Annotated in this window: 10 protein-coding genes; 5 read left to right on the forward strand and 5 right to left on the reverse strand. The window is 68.4% G+C overall.

The window, feature by feature from the left end; all coding sequences use genetic code 11:
• Positions 1-56: 56 nt before the first annotated feature.
• Both H7F51_RS06975 and H7F51_RS06980 read right to left on the reverse strand, forming a co-directional pair.
• A complete protein-coding gene (locus tag H7F51_RS06975; RefSeq protein WP_185663511.1) occupies positions 57-587 on the reverse strand; it encodes a phosphoribosyltransferase in 531 nt (176 codons plus the stop codon).
• Between the two features lie 81 nt (positions 588-668).
• A complete protein-coding gene (locus H7F51_RS06980) occupies positions 669-1595 on the reverse strand; it encodes a LysR family transcriptional regulator (RefSeq protein WP_185663512.1) in 927 nt (308 codons plus the stop codon).
• A gap of 366 nt (positions 1596-1961) precedes the next feature.
• On the opposite strand from H7F51_RS06980, the gene H7F51_RS06985 reads away from it, so the two are divergent.
• From H7F51_RS06985 to H7F51_RS07005, 5 genes are all read left to right on the forward strand, one after another.
• On the forward strand, positions 1962-4490 hold the full coding sequence (locus tag H7F51_RS06985) for a TonB-dependent siderophore receptor (protein WP_221774031.1): 2529 nt from the start codon (positions 1962-1964) through the stop codon (positions 4488-4490).
• Positions 4491-4557: 67 nt separating this feature from the next.
• Positions 4558-5676: a purine nucleoside permease gene (locus tag H7F51_RS06990; protein WP_185663513.1), complete on the forward strand. Its 1119-nt coding sequence runs from the start codon at positions 4558-4560 to the stop codon at positions 5674-5676.
• Positions 5677-5700: 24 nt separating this feature from the next.
• Positions 5701-7062 (forward strand): 8-oxoguanine deaminase, encoded by a 1362-nt coding sequence (locus tag H7F51_RS06995; RefSeq protein WP_185663514.1) that lies wholly within the window; start codon positions 5701-5703, stop codon positions 7060-7062.
• Between the two features lie 10 nt (positions 7063-7072).
• The gene (locus tag H7F51_RS07000; protein ID WP_185663515.1) at positions 7073-8482 is read left to right on the forward strand and encodes a uracil-xanthine permease family protein; all 1410 of its coding nucleotides are present in this window, start codon (positions 7073-7075) and stop codon (positions 8480-8482) included.
• A gap of 100 nt (positions 8483-8582) precedes the next feature.
• Entirely contained in the window at positions 8583-9218 is a 636-nt protein-coding gene (locus H7F51_RS07005; RefSeq protein WP_185663516.1) for a nucleotide-binding protein, read from the forward strand.
• 24 nt (positions 9219-9242) lie between these two features.
• Here the strand turns inward: H7F51_RS07005 and H7F51_RS07010 are convergent, their stop codons facing one another.
• Genes H7F51_RS07010 through H7F51_RS07020 form a run of 3 tightly spaced genes read right to left on the reverse strand, consistent with a single transcriptional unit; the run spans position 9243 to position 16977 of the window.
• On the reverse strand, positions 9243-10640 hold the full coding sequence (locus tag H7F51_RS07010) for an efflux transporter outer membrane subunit (RefSeq protein WP_185663517.1): 1398 nt from the start codon (positions 10638-10640) through the stop codon (positions 9243-9245).
• A complete protein-coding gene (locus tag H7F51_RS07015; protein WP_185663518.1) occupies positions 10637-13819 on the reverse strand; it encodes an efflux RND transporter permease subunit in 3183 nt (1060 codons plus the stop codon). Before H7F51_RS07015 ends, H7F51_RS07010 begins: the two co-directional genes overlap by 4 nt.
• A complete protein-coding gene (locus H7F51_RS07020; RefSeq protein ID WP_185663519.1) occupies positions 13816-16977 on the reverse strand; it encodes an efflux RND transporter permease subunit in 3162 nt (1053 codons plus the stop codon). Before H7F51_RS07020 ends, H7F51_RS07015 begins: the two co-directional genes overlap by 4 nt.
• Positions 16978-16980 lie beyond the last annotated feature (3 nt).

The raw sequence follows: 16980 nt of genomic DNA on the forward strand, positions 1-16980 counted from the left end.
GCCACGCGGCCTGCGGCCGCTCGCAATGACGATGCTGAGCTGCTTTGGGACTTCGCTCAGCCCAGCCGTTCGGGAACGGCCTGGGCTTCGCCGACCAGCGTTTCGGCAGTCATCACCGCTTCCCAGGGGAAGACGAACCAGCGCTTGTCCTCGGCCCGGTCGATCGCCTCGGCGGCATAGTCGACCCGCGCCTGCGAGCGGGTATTATCGATCAGCACGGCAAAGCGCAGGTTCTCGGCCACGCAGCCATTGCGGGCCAGCAGGTCGCGCACATAGGCGATGGTCCCGCCGCTGTCGTTGATGTCGTCCACGAACAGCAGCCGGGTGCCGGCCACCGACTTGGCGGCGACCTTGCCCAGCAGTTCGTCGGCAAAGCCGGGCACTTTCGACGAATGGTCGATCGAGAGCATCGGCACCTGCAACTCGTGGCTGATATAGACCGCCGGGACCAGCCCGCCGCGCCCGATGCCGATGATGAAATCGGGCTTCCACGCCCCGTCCGCCACCATGCGCGTCACGCCGCGCACCTTGCCGAGGAAATCCTCGTAGGCGATGTAGTTGAGTACGGGCGCGGCAGAATCGGTCATGGCAAGGCAAGTCCGGTCGGTTGCTGTCTGTCCCTGCGGTTATCGCCTGCCGTGCTTGCGGGCAACACGGATTTCCGCCGTTTACCCCGCCTGTACGGGCGAGGGCCAAGCCAGCTGGCCCAGCGCGGCCTGCATTTCGCCCAGCACGATATCGGCGGCATAGGAGGGCGAGCGCGCGGCGGCGGTGCACAGGGCCAGCGTCATCGGGCGCAGCACCGGGTCGGTGATCCGGGTAAAGGACAGCAGCCCCGCCTTCACCTCGGTCAAGACATCAAGCGAGGTGAGGATGCCGATGCCCACCCCCTGCAGCACCAGCGAGGTGATCATCTGGATGTTGTCACTGCTCACCTTGCGGTCGAGCGTCGCCTTGGTTGCCCCTTCCAGCACGGCCACCTGCTGGTGGACGGCCAGCGGCGGGGCGGGGACCACCACGGGCGAGCCGATGCAGGCGGAAAAGCGCGCCTCGCGCTGCTGGCCGAAGGGGTATCCCGCCGGGGTGACGAAGCCGAGGTGGACGTCGACGAAGGCCCGCACGGTGATGTCGCGATAGGACTCGGGTTCGAAGAAGATCCCGAAATCGACCTCGTTGGTCACGATCATTCGCCGGACGAGATCGTTGCTTGCCACTTTCACCCCGATCGAGATGCCGGGATAGCGGCTCTGGATCGACTGGACTGCCGCCGGGATCGCCCCCTTCGTCAGGGCATCGATGATCGCGATGTCGACATGGCCGCGCTTCAGCCCGCGCAGGTCCTCGATCTGGGCGCGTACTTCGCCGAGGGTTTTGTGCCAGCGCCCGCCCGCCGCCATCATGATCTCGCCCGCCGCGGTCAAGCGCAGGCCGGTCGGCAGCCGCTCGAACAGCGGCATGCCGATCTCCGCCTCGACGTTGAGGATCTGCCGGTCGATCGCCGAGGCCGAGACGTTGAGTTCCTCGGCCGCCTTGCGGATCGAACCGAGCCGCCCGACGGCCATGAAGTAGCGCAGGAATCTCGAAAAGGCTGGCATGGAACCCTACCTATTTTTTGCAACGCAGCGTGGGAATCATTGCGTTTGCGAGAGAGAGGTCAAGCCCTTAGTCCACCGCCATCGCATTTTTCGCGACAGGGACGGGCAGCATGACAGGGGTCGGCCAAGGCAGGATTATGCTTGCGCTTGCGCCGGTCGCCGTCGCTGCGCCGCCGGGCCTGCGATGTTCGCAGCCATGATCCGGCAGAATAACCAACAATCGAAAGACTGCTCATCCCGCGACGGAACTGCTGCAATGCAGCACGGCGGGAATGGTGGCGCCAATACGGGAGAGGCCCTTCGCAACCGACACCGGCCGCATCTGCAAAGCCTGCGGCGGCCCAACCACCATGAGGGGTATCAACCATGAACATGCGTTCGACCCAATCCGACCCGGCCCGTTTCGGCCGCCGCCGCAAGACGCTGCTCGCCGCCGCCACCCTGCTCGCCTGCACCGCGATGACCGCCCCGGCCTTCGCCGAGGAGGCCGAGGCCGAAGCCGCCGATGCCCCGGCCGGCGAGGAGATCGTCGTCAAGGGCGCGCTCAACGCCCTGCCGGTCAAGGACGTCGGCACGATCTTCGGCTTCGACAAGAACCTCGTCGAAACCCCGCGCTCGGCCTCGACCGTGTCGAAGGAGCAGATCGAGCGCTTCGGCATCACCGACATCCACGACCTGATCGCCCAGGCGCCGGGCACCTTCACCAACTCGTTCTTCGGAGTCAGCGGCTCGCTCGACATTCGCGGCACCCCCGGCGAGACCTATTTCCGGGGCATGCGCCGGCTCGACAATCCGGGCAACTATCCTACCCCGATCGGCGCGGCCGACCGGATCGACATCGTGCGCGGCCCCGCCTCGCCGATCATGGGCCCGGCCAAGACCGGCGGCTACATCAACTTCGTGCCCAAGACCGCGCGCGTGGCTGGCGGCAGCTTCATGAGCGAGCCCAAGGCCGAGATCGAATATACCCGCTCGGCCTGGAACGGGAGCAAGATGGCGGCCAGCGTGGTCGGGCCGGGCAAGCTCGGCGATCACGAGTTTGGTTACAGTCTCTATGGTGAATTGACCAATTCGGATAGCTATTATCGCTACGTCTTCACCCACCAGACCCTGCTGCAGGCCGCGTTCGATACCGACATCACCGACAAGCTGCGGCTCGAATTCGGCGGCATGTACCAGAACTACCGGGGCGTGCAGAACGGCGGCTGGAACCGCGTGACCCAGGACCTGATCGACAAGGGCATCTACACCACCGGCCAGGCCAAGCCGCTCGACACCAATGCCGACGGCAAGATCTCGCAGGCCGAGGCGCGCGCCGCCAACGGCGGGGCGGGGCTGGGGCTGTTCGGTTCCTTCGTCTGCGGCGGCGGCATCCTTGCCAGCGGGCTGACCAATTCCTGCCTCGCGGCCAACGTGCCCGATCTTGGCCTGACCAACGTCGGCACCGCGATCCTCAGTCCGCGCAACACCCTGACCGGTCAGGACGACAAGCTCGACAGCAATGTGAAGACTGCTTACGCCGACCTGATCTGGGGCGATCCCGAGAGCCTCGAGATCAAGAACCAGTTCTTCTACGACGGCTATTACAACATCAACGAGAACGCCTACGGCTTCTCCCAGTTCGCCGATTCCTACGTGATCGAGGACAAGATCGTCGCCACCAAGAAGGTGAAGTCCGCTCTCGGCACCTTCTCGTTCCAGCTGGCGCCGTCGATCCGCTACACCAATTTCAAGCACGCGGACGATTTCGGCTATGAATACTTCGGCCGCGTCGACCTGACCCAGGGCTATACCCCGCTCTCGACCCGCCTGCTCTCCACCCAGACGGATTCGGGCTATTCGAGCTATTTCACCGGGCACTATTCCGATGCCTCGGTCAGCGCGCTGACCGACCTCAACTTCGATTTCGGCCTCGATCTGACCTTGGGTGGGCGGTACGACTATCTCAGCGTCACCTCGAACGCGATCCTCTCCAAGATGGACTCGACGCAGTTCTGGCTGAACATCCCGACCGCGGCGCTCACCACCTCGGCCGACCTTGCCCGCGGCTATTCCACCGCCAAGGGCTCGAAGGGCGTCTGGTCGTGGACCGCCAGCGCCAACTACAAGCTGCCCTTCGGCCTCGTGCCCTACGGCACGATTGCCAAGCAGGCGGTGATCATCGCCGGGCAGGGCGCGGAAGTCGATCCCAACAACGTCTACAACGACACCTGGGTGACCGATTCCAAGCTCTATGAAGGCGGGATCAAGGGCTCGTGGCTCGACAATACGCTCTATGCGGCCCTGTCGGTCTACAAGCAGACCCGCACCGACTATACGGTCGGCTCGCTCACCGTGAACCAGGCGATCAAGACCACCGGCGTCGAGGCGGAGGTGCGCTGGTCGGTCGACAAGCACCTGCTGCTGACCGGCGCCTATACCCACACCAAGGTGGTCAACCTGCCCTTCCTCAACGGCGGCGGCACGTTCTTCTACTACTACGGCGCCGAGCTGGTGAAGTCCTTCGGGGTCAATCCGGCCCTGCTCTATGGCGGCGCGCCCAACGGCTATGTCACGCTCAAGGATGCGAGCATGGCCGAGCGTCCGGGCATCCCGAAGAACCTCTATTCGGCCACGGCGACCTACTCGTTCGACAATGGCCTGGCCCTCTCGGCCAGCGCCAGCCACGTGGAATCGGTCTGGGCGGACTATGCGCACACGCTGAAGCTGCCGGCCTACACCCTGGTCGACCTCGGCGTGACTTACGAGACCGACCACTGGATGTTCCGCTTCAACCTCAAGAACGCGCTCAACCAGCGCTATTTCCGCGCGAACTTCGTCGAGCTCTACGGCTCGCAAAACGTGCTGCCGGAGCTGCCGCGCTCGTGGCAGGCCTCGATCAAGTACAAGTTCTGATCTTCCTCGCGGGGAGGGGCGGCGGCGCGCTGCCGCCTCTCCCCCGGCCATTTCAAGAGTACCGTTGATGATCCGCCCGTTCCACAAGGCCGCCCTGCTGCTCGGCGCGCTGCTTACTGTCGCCGCGCCCGCCCATGCGGCGCCCGTGGCCGATGCGGCTACCGTCGCTGCGGTCAAGGCCTGCCTTCCCGCCCGGCCCTGCGCCGCGCGCCTGCCGGTCCGCGTCGTCGTCGTCACCATGTTCGAGGTCGGCGCCGATACCGGCGACAAGCCGGGCGAATTCCAGCTCTGGCGCGAGCGCCGCAAGTTCCCCGTCACCCTGCCGTTCCCGCAAGGCTGGCACGACCTGTCCTACGATCCCGAGACCGGGGTGCTCGCCATGGTCACCGGCATGGGCTCGATCAAGTCGGCCACCGCCGCCCTTGCCGTGGGGCTGGACGACCGGCTCGACCTTTCCAAGGCCTACTGGCTGGTCGCCGGCATCGCCGGGATCGACCCGCAAGACGCCTCGATCGGCTCGGCCGCCTGGGCCCATTACCTCGTCGATGGCGATATCGCTCACGAGATCGACGCGCGCGAGATCCCGGCGGGCTGGACCAGCGGCTATTTCGCACTGCACTCCAAAGGCCCGGCCGATCCCGCCCCGCTTGACCCCGTCAACGGCGAGATGTTCGAGCTGAACCCGGCCCTGGCCGACTGGGCTTTTGCCCTCACCAAGGGCATCAAGCTGGCCGACGATCCGCAGATCGCCAAGGAGCGGATGCGCTTCACCGGCTATCCCAATGCGCAGAAGCCGCCCTTTGTGCTCAAGGGTGACAACCTCGCCGCCATGACCTTCTGGCACGGCGCCAGGCTCAACGACTGGGCCAACCGGTGGACGAAGTTCTGGACCCGGGGGAAGGGCGAATTCGTGACCTCCGCGATGGAAGAAACCGGCACGATCCAGTCGCTAGAATATCTCAGCAAGGTCGGCCGGGCGGACCGCAATCGCGTCATGGTCCTGCGCGCGGGGAGCAATTTCACCATGCCCCCGCCGGGCGCCGACCCGGCCGGCTACCTGCTGCGCGAAAACGAGGGCTATGCCGGGATGACCGCCGCGCTCGAAAACCTCTACAAGCTGGGCTCGGTCGTGGTCGACGAACTGACCGCGCACTGGGAGCGCTATGAACAGGCGCCGCCCCGATGACGGCGCAGAAGTGAGAGTGCCAAGATGACCCTGACCCTCGTCCGCCATGCCGAGGCCCTCGTCACGATGGACGATGGCGCCGCCGAGATCGCGGACGGGGCGCTTGCCTTTCGCGGCGGCGTGGTGGTCGCGGTCGGCACCAGCGCCGAACTCTCTCCCCTCGCCGCCGAGGCGGACGAAGTGATCGACGCCGCCGGCTGCGTCGTCACTCCCGGGCTCGTCAACACGCACCACCACCTCTACCAGACCCTGACCCGCGCCCTGCCGGGGGCGACCGACGTCTCCCTGTTCGGCTGGCTGAAGAAGCTCTACCCGGTCTGGGCCACCTATACGCCCGACGACGTCTTCGCCGCCACCCAGCTGGGCCTTGCCGAACTGGCCCTGTCCGGCTGCACCCTCAGCTCCGATCACCTTTACCTCTTCCCCAATGGCGTCACACTCGACGATACGATCGAGGCTGCCGCAGGGATCGGCCTGCGCTTCCACGCCACGCGCGGCGCGATGTCCGTGGGCGAAAGCGCCGGCGGCCTCCCGCCGGACTCGCTGGTCGAGGACGAGGCCGCGATCCTCAATGACACGATCCGGGTGATCGACCGCTTCCACGACGCGGGCGAAGGCGCCATGGTCCGGGTCGGGGTCGCGCCCTGCTCGCCCTTCTCGGTCAGCCGCGGCCTGATGCGCGATGCCGCCCTGCTGGCGCGTGACAAGGGGGTGATGCTCCACACGCACCTGGCCGAGGATGCCGAAGACGTCGCCTTCAGCCTTGAACGCTTCGGCTGCCGTCCCGGCCAATATGCCGAGGAACTGGGCTGGACCGGGCCCGATGTCTGGCACGCCCACTGCGTCCAGCTCGACCCGGCCGAGATCGACCTCTTCGCCCGCACCCGCACCGGCGTTGCTCACTGCCCCTGTTCCAACTGCCGCCTCGGCTCGGGGATCGCCCCGCTCCGCGCGATGGTCGATGCCGGGGTGCCGGTCGGGCTCGGCGTCGATGGCTCGGCCTCCAACGATGCGGGGCACCTGCTGGGCGAGGCGCGGCAGGCCATGTTGCTCCAGCGCGCCAGCCTCGGCGGCCATGCCTTCGCCGCGCGCGAAGCCCTGCGCCTTGCCACGCGCGGCGGGGCGCAGGTGCTCGGCCGCCCCGATCTCGGCAGCCTCGAGCCCGGCAAGCGCGCGGACTTCGCGGTTTGGGACATGGCCCAGATCGCCTCGACGGGCGCGTGGGATCTCGTTGCCGCGCTGGTCCTCGCCCCGCCGCCCGCCGTGCGTGATCTGTTCGTAGAGGGCCGGGCCGTGGTTCGCCGCGGCGATCTCGTCCGCACCCCGCGCTGCGCCGTGATCGGTGCTGCCCAGCGCAGCCTCTCCCGCCTGATGAGCCTCGCCTAGGAGAACCCGCATGTCAGGATCGCCCGCCCCGTCCCCGGCCAGCCCGCTTGCCAATCCCGCCGAGGCGCGCGATCCCGATTACTTCCCCGGCCTCTCCGCCGCGATCCCGCTCGGCATCCAGCACGTGCTGGCGATGTTCGTCTCCAACCTCACGCCGCCGATCATCGTCGCGGGGGCGGCGGGCTTCGGCTACGGCTCGGCCGACCCCTCGCAGCTGATCTACATGATCCAGATGTCGATGCTCTTCGCCGGGATCGCCACCCTGCTGCAGACGGTCGGGGCAGGCCCGGTCGGCGCGCGGCTGCCGCTCGTTCAGGGCACCAGCTTCGCCTATGTCCCGGTGATGATCCCGATCGTGGCGGGCAAGGGGGTAGGCGCGATGGCCGCGCTCACCACGGCGGCGCTGATCGGCGGGCTGTTCCATGCGGTGCTCAGCCGCTTCGTCGGCCGCATCCGCTTCGCCCTGCCGCCGCTGATCACCGGCCTCGTCGTGCTGATGATCGGCCTCTCGCTGATGCGGATCGGGGTGCAATATGCCGCCGGCGGCGTTCCCGCGATCGGCACGCCGGCCTTCGGCGCGGGGCAATCGTGGCTGTTGGCGGGCGTGGTCGTCGTCGCCACGCTCGGCCTCAAGTTCTTCGCGCGCGGCATCTGGTCGACCGCCTCGGTCCTGCTCGGCCTGCTCGCCGGCTATGGCGCCGCGCTTGCCATGGGCCGGATTTCCTTTGATGCTGTCGGCACCTCCCCGTGGGTCATGGTGCCCACGCCCTTCCACTTCGGCTTTGCTCTCTCCGCCTCGGCCATCGCCGGCTTCGTCCTCACCGGCTTCGTCTCCTCGATCGAATCGATCGGCGATGTCGAGGCGATCTGCGAAGGCACGGCCCGCCGCAAGGCAAGCGACGGGGAACTGCAAGGCGCCGTCGCGGCGGACGGCGTCGGCACGGCGCTCGCCGCCGTGTTCGGCGCCATGCCCAATACCACCTTCAGCCAGAACGTCGGCCTGATCGCGATCACCGGCATGATGAGCCGCCACGTCGTCACCCTCGGCGCCCTGTTCCTCGTGCTGTGCGGCCTGCTTCCCAAGATCGGCGCCGTGGTCACCACGATCCCGATCGAGGTGCTCGGCGGCGGGGTCATCGTCATGTTCGGCATGGTCGCCTCGGCGGCGCTGTCGATGCTTTCGGCGGTGGAGTGGAACCAGCGCAACATGCTGGTCTTCGGGGTCAGCCTGTCGCTCGCCCTCGGCCTCAGCCTTGAACCCGAGGCGCTCTCGCACTTGCCCGAAACCGCGCGGATACTGCTTGGCTCGGGCGTCCTGCCGGCCGCCTTCCTCGCCATCGTGCTCAACCTGCTGCTCCCGCAAGGCGCGGCCGGCGCGGAAATTGCCGCCGCTCCCGCAATCCTCGCCGAAGGGCACTGACCGGCCCTTCGGCCCGTTTTACGCTGCAACGCACAATTCCCGATTGACCGGGCCGGATGCGCGCCTACAGTCGCCCGACGCAGGCGAAGGTGGGGATCAGATGCCGACAGTCGCAATCGTCAGCCAGAAGGGCGGATCGGGCAAGACAACGCTGGCCCTGCACCTCGGTGCCGCCGCCGCTTATAGCGGGGTCCGTTCCTGCGTGATCGACACCGATCCGCAGGCCACGGCCGCCGCGTGGGGGGACTGGCGCGGCGAATTCCTGCCCGAAGTTGTCACCAGCCCGCCGGCGCGGATCGGTGCCACGATCCAGAAGGTGGTCAAGAACGGCGTCGAACTGGCCGTGATCGACACCCCGCCCCATGCCGATGCCGCCGCGCGGGAATCGGTCAAGGCGGCGGACCTGATCCTCGTGCCCACCCGCCCGCGCGCCTTCGATCTCCATTCGCTCGAAACCACGGCCGAACTGGTCGGCATCTCGGGCAAGCCGGTCTGGGTCGTGCTCAACGCTGTGCCGGCGCGGGCCAGCAAGGTCATTGCCGATGCCTCCGCCGTGGCCGAGGGGCTCGGCCTCAAGGTCTGCCCGGTCCTGTTCGGCGAACGCGCCGCCTTCCACCGCTCCGCCGCCACGGGCGAAGTCGCCCGCGAATCCGACCCCGAGGGCAAGGCGGCGGCCGAGGTGGATGCGCTGTGGCAATGGGTCCGCGCGCAGATCGGCCTGCCCGCCGGGGCCTGACCGCCTCGGCTCAGTGCCCTCGGCTCATTTCCACTGCCCGCCCAGCGCAAGGATCAGCGCCACCGCCGTGGTCTGGCGGTCGATCACCGCCTGGATCCGCGCCTGCCGCGCCGAATAGGCCGTGGTCTGGGCCACCACCACCGAGGAATAGTCGATCGTCCCGGCAAGGTACTGGTTGCGGGCGATGGTCTCGGCTCGGTCCGCCGCAGCCGAGGCCGTGTTCCGCATCCCGGCCTCGTCGGCATAGGCCGCGCCGGCGGCCAGATTGTCCTCGACCTGCTGGAACGCGGTCAACACGGTCTGCCGGTAAGCGGCCGCCGCCGCGTCGAACGCGGCGCGGGACTGGTCGACCTTGGCCTTGTTGGCCCCGAAATCGAGCAGGGTGCCAAGCGCGGACATGCCGAGCGACCACAGGCTGAGCGGCGCGGTGACCAGGTTGCCGACCGAGGTCGCGCTGAGGCTGCCGTCGGCGGTGAGCGAGACCTGCGGGAAATAGGCGGCGCGCTGCACGCCGATATCGGCATTGGCCGCCGCCACCCGCCGCTCGGCCGCGGCAATGTCGGGCCGCCGTTCAAGGATCTGGGCGGGCAGGGCCGAGGGCACCTCGGGCACCACGGGCGTCCACGCGGGATCGGCGGCGATGGCGAAGGTCGATGGGTTTTCGCCCGCCAGCACGGCGATGGCATGTTCCAGCACCGCGCGCTGGCGGTCGAGATCGCGCCGGTCAGCCTCAGCGCCCGACAGCGCGGCCTGCGCCGTATCCACGTCGGAGCGGGCCACGGTGCCGGCGGCATACTTGTTGCCGGTGATCTCCAGCGCCTTCTGGTAAGCGGTCACCGTGGCACCCAGCAGGCTGCGCTGGGCGTCGATCCCGCGCAGCTCCAGATAGTCGGTCGCCAGCGCGCCGCGCGCCGAAAGCGTGGCATTGGCAAGGTCGCCGGCACTCGCCTCGGCGCTGGCGCTGGCCTCTTTCACCCCGTTGCCAAGCTTGCCCCACAGGTCCGCCTCCCACGAGGCCGAGAGCTGGGCACTGACCTCGGTTCCCTTGGTGCCGGACGAGGCCCCGCTGCCGCCCGACCGGGTGGCGCCAACCCCGCCGGTCACGGTGGGAAACTGCGCGGCGCGCGCCCCGCGCGTGGCGGCGCGGGCCTCGGACCAGGCGGCGCGGTACTGGGCCACTGTCTGGTTGGAGACCGCGACCTTCGCGGCCAGCGCATCAAGCTGCGGATCGCCGAACAGTGTCCACCACTCCCCCTTGGCCACGGCATCGGACGGCGCGGCCAGGCTCCAGCCCGGCGCCTCCTTGAACGCGGCCGGGGCGGCGGCCATCGTCGGCGGGCGGTAGCTGGGGGCGAGGTTGCAACCGGCCAGGGCCGCGCTGACGAGCAGCGCGCCGGTCTGGCGCAGGCGGGGGCGGATCATGCCGGGGCTCCTTCGGGGGAATTGTCGCCGTGCCGGGCGAGCAGGCTTTCGTGGCCGGTGCGGCGGCGGAAGCGGTCGAGCGCGAGATAGACCACCGGGGTGGTCAGCAGGGTGAGGAACTGGCTGGCGATCAGCCCGCCGATGATCGCGATGCCGAGCGGGCGGCGCAGCTCGGCCCCGTCGCCGAAGCCGATCGCCAGCGGCAGGGCACCCAGTGCCGCCGCCAGCGTGGTCATCAGGATCGGGCGGAAGCGCAGGATCGAGGCCTCGCGGATCGCCGCGAACGAGGAAATCCCGCGCGACCGCTCGGCATCCAGCGCGAAGTCGATGATCATGATCGCGTTCTTCTTCACGATCCCGATCAGCAGGATGATCCCGATCAGGGCGATCAGGTCGAACTGCCCGCCCGTCACGATCAGCGCGAAAACCGCGCCGACCCCGGCCGAGGGGAGCGAGGACAGCACGGTCAGCGGGTGGATCGCGCTTTCGTACAGCACGCCGAGCACGATGTAGATCGTCAGCAGCGCGCCGAGGATCAGCAGCGGCATCGAGCCGGTCGATTGCTGGAACACCTTGGCCGTGCCCCCGAACTGGCCGTGGACCGTGGCCGGGAAATGCAGCCCCGCCTGGACCTGCTGGATCCGCGCCGAGGCATCGCCGAGCGAGGCTCCGGCCGGCAGGTTGAACGAGATCGTGGCCGAAGGCTCGCCGTCGGTGTGGTTGACGTTGGCATTGGTCGATCCGGTCGACCAGGTCGAGAAGGCGGAGAGCGGGATCATCGTCCGGGTCGTCGTGCTCACCGCCGATCCGGTCGCCGCCCCCGCGATCGAGGCATTGGCCGCCACCTTGGAACTGGCCGTGGCCACCCCGGTCGAGGGCACGTAAATGTTGGAAAGCGCCGTGGGCGAGCCGTTGAACTGCTCCGCCGCCTCCATCACCACGTGATACTGGTTGAGCCCGGAATAGATGTTGGCCACCTGCCGCTGCCCGAAGGCATCGTAAAGCGCATTGTCCACCGCCACGGTGCTCACCCCCAGCCGCGCCGCCGCGTCGCGGTCGACATTGACGAAGGCATCGGCCCCGGCGTCCTGCTGGTCGACGTCGACGTCGGTCAGCACGTCGGTCTGCTGCTTGAGCGCGTCGGTCAGCCGGGTCGCGGCATCCTTCAGGGTCTCGGCGCTGTCGGCCTTGAGCACGTACTGGTACGTCGAATTGGACTGGCGCCCGCCCACCTGCAGGTCCTGCACCGGGTTGAGGAAGGCGGTCACTCCGCTGATCCGGCCCAGCTTGGGCCGCAGCCGCGCGATCACGTCGTCGATGGCGGGGCGCTCGCCGCGCGGCTTCAGCGTGGCGAACAGGAACCCGCCGCCGGCGCGGGCCCCGCCCGAGAAGGCGACGACCGTGGAGACGGCCGGATCGGCCTTGATCACCGTGACGATCCGCCCCAGCTTGTCCTGCATGTCGCGGAACGAGATTGACTGGTCGGCCCGGATTCCGCCCATCAGCGATCCGGTGTCCTGGCTCGGGAAGAAGCCCTTGGGCGCGACCGCGATGAGATAGCCGTTGAGCGCCACGGTCCCCGCCAGCAGCAGCAGCACCGCGCCGCGATTGGCCAGCGCCCAGTCGAGGCTCACGGTATAGCGCGCCTGGGCCCAGTCGAAGGCGCGGCGGGCATGGGCCATCAGCCGGCCTTCCTTCTCGTCCTCGCTCAGCACGCGCGAGGCGAGCATCGGGGTGAGGGTGAGCGAGACCAGCAGGCTGATCGCCACGGCGGCCGACATGGTCAGCGCGAATTCGCGGAACAGCCGGCCGACCAGCCCGCCCATGAAGATCAGCGGGATGAACACGGCAACGAGGCTCAATGAGATCGAGAGCACGGTGAAGCCCACCTCGCGCGCGCCGCGCAGCGCCGCTTCCAGCGGGCGCTGCCCTTCCTCGAGATGGCGGGCGATGTTCTCCACCACCACGATCGCGTCGTCCACCACGAAGCCGGTCGCCACGGTCAGCGCCATCAGGCTGAGATTGTCGAGGCTGAAGCCCGCCAGATACATGATCCCCAGCGTGCCGAGCAGCGAGGCGATCACCGCCGCCGCCGGGATCAGCGTCGCCCGCCACGAGCGCAGGAACAGGCTCACCACCAGCACGACTAGCAGGGTCGCGATCAGCAGGGTCACCTCGACCTCGTGGAGCGAAGCGCGGATCGTCGTGGTCCGGTCATTGGCGACCGCCAGCTTGATGTCGGCCGGCAGGGCCTTCTGCAGCCCCGGCAGCTGGGCCTTGATCGCATCGACCGTGGCCACGATGTTGGCGCCCGGCTGGCGGCTGATGATGATCGGCACGGCCTTCTTGCCGTTGAACAGGCCCATGGTGCGGATGTCCTCGGGCCCGTCGCTCACCTCGGCCACGTCCGACAGGCGCACCGCGGCGCCGCCGCGGTATGCGATCACCGTGCCGGCATAGGCAGAGGCCTTGAGGCCGGGCTGGTCGGAATAGATCTGGAACGATTGTCCGGCGGCATCGATCACCCCGCGCGGCCGGTTGGCGCTTTCCGATTGCAGCGCCGTGCGCACGTCCTCCAGCGAAATGCCATAGCGCGACAGGGCCAGCGGATTGAGCTCGACCCGGACCGAGGGCAGGGCGGCCCCGCCCAGTTCGACATTGCCCACCCCGCTCACCTGCAGCAACCGCTGCTCGACGATGTTCGAGACCTCGTCATAGACCTCGGACGGGGTGTGCGTCTCGGAGGTCAGGGTCAGGATCAGGATCGGCGCGTCGGCCGGGTTCATCTTGCGGTAGGAGGGGTTGGTCTTGAGCGTCGCCGGAAGGTCGGCCCGCGCCGCGTTGATCGCCGCCTGCACGTCGCTCGCCGCCCCGTCGATATTGCGCGACAGGTCGAATTGCAGGGTGATCTGGGCCGAACCCACGCCCGAGCGCGAGGTCATTTCCGAAACCCCGGCAATGGTCCCCAGCCGGTGCTCCAGCGGCGCCGCCACGGTCGAGGCCATGGTCTGCGGGCTCGCGCCGGGCAGGCTGGCCTGGACCACGATGGTCGGGAAATCGACCTGCGGCAGCGGCGCCACCGGCAGCGAGAAGAAGGCCGCCACCCCGGCCAGCATCAGGCCGATCGTCAGCAGGATCGTGCCGACCGGGCGGGCGATGAAGGGCGCCGACAGGTTCATGCCGGCAGGGCTCCCGTTTCACCCGGGCCCCGTTCCCGTGCCGCCTTGCGCGCCGCCCGCCGCTCCTTCAGCGCCTCGAAGCCAAGGAAGATGACCGGCGTGGTGAACAGGGTCAGGGCCTGGCTCAGCAGCAGGCCGCCGGCGATGGCAATGCCCAGCGGCTGGCGCAGCTCGTGGCCCATCCCGTGCCCGAAGATCAGCGGGATCGCGGCGAACAGCGCGGCGAAGGTGGTCATCATGATCGGGCGGAACCGCAGGATCGCCGCACGCCGGATCGCGTCGTGGGGGTTGTCGCCGTCCTCGCGCATGGCCTGCAGCGCGAAGTCGATCATCATGATCGCGTTCTTCTTGACGATGCCGATCAGCAGCACGATCCCGATGATCCCGATCACCCCCAGCCCATAGCCGGTCATGGCCAGCGCCAGCAGGGCGCCGATCCCGGCCGAGGGCAGGGTGGAGAGGATCGTCAGCGGGTGGACGAAGCTCTCGTAGAGCACGCCCAGCACGATATAGACCACCACGATCGCCGCCAGCACCAGCCACATCTCGTTGCCGAGCGAGGACTGGAAGGCCCCGGCCGCGCCCGAGAAATCGGTAGTGATCGTGGCCGGAATGCCGATCTGCTTCTCGGCCTTGCCGATCTCGCTCACCGCGTGGCCGAGCGAGGTGCCGGGCGCGAGGTTGAAGCCGATGGTCGCCGCCGGGAACTGGCCCTCGCGCGCGATTACCAGCGGGGCCGTGCTCTCGCGGAAGGTGGCGATGGCCGAAAGCGGCACGGCCGTCCCGCCCGAAACCGGGATATAGAGGTTGGCCAGCCCCTGCGGCCCCGAAAGCATGTCGGGCCCCGCCTCGAGGATCACCCGGTTCTGGCTCGACTGGGTGTAGATGGTCGAGACGATGCGCTGGCCGAAGGCATCGTAAAGCGCATTGTCCACGTCGAGCGCCGACAGGCCGAGCCGGGCGGCGGCATCGCGGTTGATATTCACCACCACCGAGGCGCCTTGGCCAAGGCCATTGGCGCTGACGTCGCGCAGCGCCTTGTTCGTGGCAAGGGCCGCGGCGAGCTTGCCGCCCCACAGGTCGACCTCGTTCTGGTCCGCGCCCTTGAGGCTGAAGCGGTAGGAGGTCACCCCGGTCTCGGTGTCGATGGTCAGGTCCTGCACCGGCTGGAAATAGAGCGTCACCCCGGCGAGCGAGGCCGTGCCCGTGCGCAGCCGCTCCAGCACCGTGGTCATCGAATCGCGCTCTTCGATCGGCTTCAGGGTCACCATCAGCCGGCCCTGGTTGAGCGTCGGGTTGGTCCCGTCGACCCCGATGCTGGACGAGACCGAGGAGACCGCCGGGTCCTTGAGCAGGGTCTGAGCCACCTGCTGCTGGCTCTTCGCCATGGCGGCAAAGCCGGTCTGCTGCGCGGCGATCGTCGCCACCTCGATCTGGCCGGTGTCCTCCTCGGGAAACAGGTTCTTCTCGATCACCACGGTCAGCAGCCCGGTCAGCACCAGCGTCCCGGCGAACGTCGCCAGCACCAGCTTCTGGCGCGCCAGCACCCAGTCGAGCCATCCCTCGTAGCGGTGCGAGAGCCGGTCGAAGGCGGCCATCGCCTTGGCCGCGATGGGCGAGGGGTGCTTGTGATCGTCATGGCGCAGCCAGCGCGCGGCCAGCATCGGCACCAGCGTCAGCGCCACCAGCGCCGAAAGCACGATCGTCGCCGCCAGCGTCACCGCGAATTCGCGGAACAGGCGCCCCACCACGTCGCCCATGAACAGCAGCGGGATCAGCACGGCGATCAGGCTGACCGTCAGGCTGACGATGGTGAAGCCGATCTCGCTCGCCCCCTTCAGGGCGGCGGCGAACGGATTCATCCCCTCCTCGACATGGCGCGAGATGTTCTCCAGCACCACGATCGCGTCATCGACCACGAAGCCCGAGGCGATGGTCAGCGCCATCAGGGTCAGGTTGTTGACCGAGAAGCCCATCCCCCACATCGCCGCGAAAGCCCCGATCAGCGAGAGCGGCACGGCGATCGAGGCGATCACCGTGGCGCGCAGCGAGCCGAGGAACAGGAAGATCACCGCCGTCACCAGCGCCACGGCCAGCACCAGCTCGAATTCGACATCGGAAACCGAGGCGCGGATCGATTCGGTGCGGTCGGCCAGCAGGGTCACGTGGACGTCGGCGGGCAGCTGGGCCTCCAGCTCGGGCAGCGCCGCCTTGATCGCGTCGACCGTGCCGATCACGTTGGCCCCGGGCTGGCGCTGGACATCGACGATCACCGCCGGCTGGCGGTTCATCCACGAGGCAAGCCGCGTGTTCTCGGTCGAATCGACCACGCTGGCCACGTCGGACAGCCGCACCGGCGCCCCGTCTTGGTAAGCCAGCACGAGGCTGCGATAGGCCGCCGCATCGGCCAGCTGGTCATTGGCGTCGACCGTCCAGCTCTTGGACTGGCCGTCGAAGCTGCCCTTGGCGGCATTGGCATTGGCGTTCGAAATCGCCGTGCGGATCGTCTCGAGCGACAGCCCGCGCGCCGCCAGCGCCGGGACATTGGCCTGGATCCGCACTGCCGGGCGCTGCCCGCCCGAAAGGGAAACGAGGCCGACGCCCGAAACCTGCCCGATCTTGTTGGCGAACTGGCGCTCGACGATGGCCTCGACCTCGCCCAGCGGGCGGCTCGAGGATGTCACGCCCAGCGAAAGCACCGGCGCGTCGGCCGGGTTGACCTTGGCATAGGTCGGCGGGGCCGGGAGGTCGGAGGGCAGCAGGCTGTTCGCCGCGTTGATCGCTGCCTGGACCTCCTGCTCGGCCACGTCGAGCGACAGGCCAAGGGTGAACTGCATGGTGATCACCGAAGCCCCGGCCGAGCTTTGCGAGGTCATCCGCGCCAGCCCCGGCATCTGCCCGAACTGGCGCTCGAGCGGGGCGGTCACGGTCAGCGCCATCACGTCGGGGCTCGCCCCGGGATAAAGCGTGCGGACCTGTATCGTCGGATAGTCCACCTCCGGCAGCGCCGACAGCGGCAGGCTGCGATAGGCGATGAAGCCCGCCAGCAGCAGCGCCAGCATGATCAGCGTGGTCGCCACCGGGCGCAGGATGAAGGGGCGCGAGGGCCCACCGCCGGGCAGGGATGCTGCCGCCGTAACCGGATCGCCGCTGTCCATGTC

The sequence above is a fragment of the Novosphingobium flavum genome (genome assembly GCF_014230315.1).
GTDB lineage: Bacteria > Pseudomonadota > Alphaproteobacteria > Sphingomonadales > Sphingomonadaceae > Novosphingobium > Novosphingobium flavum.